This is a genomic window from Bradyrhizobium sp. STM 3809 (assembly GCF_000239795.1).
Lineage (GTDB): Bacteria > Pseudomonadota > Alphaproteobacteria > Rhizobiales > Xanthobacteraceae > Bradyrhizobium.
This window is the reverse complement of record NZ_CAFJ01000293.1, coordinates 1-3,147: the sequence shown is the minus strand read 5'-3', so window position 1 is coordinate 3,147 and position 3,147 is coordinate 1. Positions and strand designations below refer to the sequence as shown.

At 66.5% G+C, this 3,147-nt stretch carries 3 protein-coding genes and 1 pseudogene; all 4 read left to right on the top strand.

The annotated features are described in order from the left end of the window. Positions 1 to 188 precede the first annotated feature (188 nt). Entirely contained in the window at positions 189 to 1,001 is an 813-nt protein-coding gene (locus tag BRAS3809_RS16615; RefSeq protein WP_008963276.1) for an ABC transporter permease, read from the top strand. Positions 1,002 to 1,003: 2 nt separating this feature from the next. Further along, a complete protein-coding gene (locus BRAS3809_RS16610; protein WP_008963275.1) occupies positions 1,004 to 1,783 on the top strand; it encodes an ABC transporter ATP-binding protein in 780 nt (259 codons plus the stop codon). A gap of 316 nt (positions 1,784 to 2,099) precedes the next feature. Next, the gene (locus tag BRAS3809_RS16605) at positions 2,100 to 2,828 is read left to right on the top strand and encodes a maleate cis-trans isomerase family protein (RefSeq protein ID WP_008963274.1); all 729 of its coding nucleotides are present in this window, start codon (positions 2,100 to 2,102) and stop codon (positions 2,826 to 2,828) included. A gap of 29 nt (positions 2,829 to 2,857) precedes the next feature. Then, positions 2,858 to 3,147 (top strand): annotated as a pseudogene (locus BRAS3809_RS16600) (dihydropyrimidinase); the annotation flags it as partial.

Sequence of the window (3,147 nt, the reverse complement as noted above, 5' to 3'; positions counted from 1 at the left end):
GGGCGCGTCTGCCGAGGCAGACCCCTCACCCAACCGAGTTTGCTGCGCGTGCCTGCATGCCCTCTCCCACAAGGGGAGAGGGCGCAATCACGCGCCGCTCGCTTGCGGCCACTTGTACGGTGAGATGAGTATGTCCTGGAAGATGCGAGCGATCAGTAGATATCGTGTGAACACGTGATGGCCTTCCAATGACTTCCGCAATCGCGCACTTCCGCAAGCTCGACCGCTATATCGTCCCCGTTCTCGTGCTCGCAGGCTGGGAGGCCTTCTCGCGTTCCGGGGCGCTGCCGGCGGCGCTGCTGCCGGCGCCGTCGACGGTGGTGTGGGCGTGGGCGGACTGGCTCATCGGCACCGACGGCAATACCCAGACCTATAGCGGCCATTGGCTCGCCGACATGCTGGCGAGCCTGTCGCGCGTCGCCGCGGGCTTTGCGATTGCCACCGTGCTGGGCGTGGCGCTCGGCGTTGCCATCGGCTGGTCGCGCAAGACCGAGATCGTGATCGAGCCGACGTTGCAGATGCTGCGGCCGATCCCGCCGGTGTCGTGGATCCCGCTCGCCATCATCTGGTTCGGCATCGCCAACAAGCCGGCGATCTTCCTGGTGTTCCTCGGCGCCTTCTTCCCGATCCTGCTCAACACCATCCACGGCGTGAAGACCTGCGACCGCAACCTGATCCGCGCCGGCGCCATGGTCGGCGGCAGCGAGCGCAAGCTGCTGCGCTACATCGTGGTGCCCGCGGCGATGCCGAGCATCTTCGCGGGCCTTCGCATCGGTATCGGCTCGGCCTGGATGCTGACGGTCACCGCCGAGATGGTCGCCGTCAAGAGCGGGCTCGGCTACGTGCTGTGGGACTCTTACTACTTCCTGCGCTACGATCTGGTGCTGGCGGCGATGGCGAGCATCGGCCTGCTCGGCTTCTGCAGCGACCTCGCCATCCGCACGGTGATGGCGCGGGTGCTGCATTGGCAGCGCAACACGACCTTGCGCGGCGGAGAGTAGACATGGCGACCATCGACATCTCCGGCGTCTCGAAGATCTTCACCGACAGGATGCGCAACGCCGACGTCACGGCGCTGGCCGACATCAACCTCGCCATCGCGCGCAACGAGTTCGTCTGCCTGCTCGGCCCGTCCGGCTGCGGCAAGTCCACCTTGCTCAACATGATCGCCGGCTTCGAGCAGCCGAGCGCGGGCACGGTCAGCGTCGACGGCCGGCCGGTCACCGCGCCCGGCGCCGACCGCGGCGTCGTGTTCCAGCATGCCAATCTGATGCCGTGGCTGCCGGTGTGGGAGAACGTCGCCTTTCACCTGCTGCTCGGCGGCGGCCAGAAGGCCGAGCGCCGCGCCCGCGCGCAGGTCTATATCGACATGGTCGGCCTCACCGGATTCGAGAACCATTATCCGTCCGAGCTGTCCGGCGGCATGAACCAGCGCGTCGGCATCGCGCGCGCGCTGTTGATGAATCCCCAGGTGATCCTGATGGACGAGCCGTTCGGCGCGCTCGACGAGCAGACCCGCATGGACATGCAGACCGAGCTGGTGCGGATCTGGCAGCAGCACCAGGGCACGATCGTGTTCGTCACCCATGGGATCGACGAGGCGCTGACGCTCGGCACGCATGTCGCCGTCATGAGCGCGCGTCCGGGGCGGATCGTGGAGGTCATGCCGATCGACCTGCCGCGGCCGCGGGATATCACGAGCCCCCAGTTCAACGCGCTGAAGCGGCATATTCTGGCGCTGTTGCGGGGAGAGAGGGCGGAGCAGGAGAGGGCGCTGGCATGATGCGTGGCGGCTGTCGTCTTCCCCAAGACCGTTGCGATGGACTACTTGCGGCCGATGTCGTCTCGGCACCGGCGGTGCACCCTCTCCCCTTGCGGGAGAGGGTGGTTTCTCACGAAGTGAGAAACCGGGTGAGGGGTCTCTTTCCGCGATCTCATCTGTCGAGGCAGACCCCTCACCCAACCGAGTCTGCTGCACGCGCGTGCATGCCCTCTCCCACAAGGGGAGAGGGCGCAGTGATGGGCCGCTCGCCCGCGGCTGCTCTCGAAGGAATACCCCACATGTTGGAGCCAGCTATGGCGAAAGGGCTCGATCACCCATGACCAGACGCACCCTGCTCGGCATGCTGACGCCGTCGTCGAACACCGCGCTGGAGCCGATCACCTCGGCGATGGTGGCCGGGCTGCCCAACGTGTCGGCGCACTTCTCGCGCTTCAAGGTCACCGAGATCGCGCTGTCGAGCGATGCGCTGGCGCAGTTCGATATTTCCAACATCCTGCGCGCGGCGGAGCTGCTGGCGCATGCCAAGGTCGACGTCATCGGCTGGAACGGCACGTCCTCGGGCTGGCTCGGCTTCGAGGCCGACGTCAAGCTGTGCGAGCAGATCACGGCGGCCACCGGCATTCCCGCGACCACCTCGATGCTGGCGCTGAACGAGATCCTGGCGCTGTCGAGGGCCACCTCGCTCGGCCTCGTCACGCCCTATCGCGACGACGTGCAGGCGCGCATCATCGCCAATTACGCCAAGCTCGGCATCGCCTGCCGCGGCGACCGGCATCTCAACCTGCAGGACAATTTTTCCTTCGCCGAGGTGGCGCCGGCCGAGATCGAGACCATGATCCGCGAGGTCGCGCGCGAGAAGCCGGATGCGATCGCGGTGGTCTGCACCAACATGCGCGCCGCGCCGCTGGTGGCGCGGCTGGAGCTCGAGACCGGCATTCCCATTCTCGACACCATCGCCACCGTGGTATGGAAATCGCTGAAGATCGCCGGCGTCGATGTGAGCGGCGTCAGCGAGTGGGGATCGCTGTTTCACACATTCGCCTGAGCCTGTCTGCCCAAGGGAGAGCGCGTCACATGGCTGCCTTCGACACCGTCATCCGCAACGGCACCGTCGCCACCGCGAGCGACACCTACAAGGCCGATGTCGCCATCAAACAGGGCCGTATTGCCGCGATCGGCGAAGCCATCACCGATGCCGACGAGATCGTCGACGCTTCGGGTCTCCTCGTGCTGCCCGGCGGCATCGATAGCCACGTCCACATCAGCCAGCCCTCGGGCCCCGGCATCGTCATGGCCGACGATTTCGAGAGCGCGACGCGCGCCGCCGCGTTCGGCGGCAACACCTTCGTGATGCCCTACTGCCT

Bases quoted from the DNA above. Each gene is read 5' to 3' on its own strand.
- BRAS3809_RS16615 (WP_008963276.1), top strand. From the start codon at position 189: ATGACTTCCGCAATCGCGCACTTCCGCAAGCTCGACCGCTATATCGTC.
- BRAS3809_RS16610 (WP_008963275.1), top strand. From the start codon at position 1,004: ATGGCGACCATCGACATCTCCGGCGTCTCGAAGATCTTCACCGACAGG.
- BRAS3809_RS16605 (WP_008963274.1), top strand. From the start codon at position 2,100: ATGACCAGACGCACCCTGCTCGGCATGCTGACGCCGTCGTCGAACACC.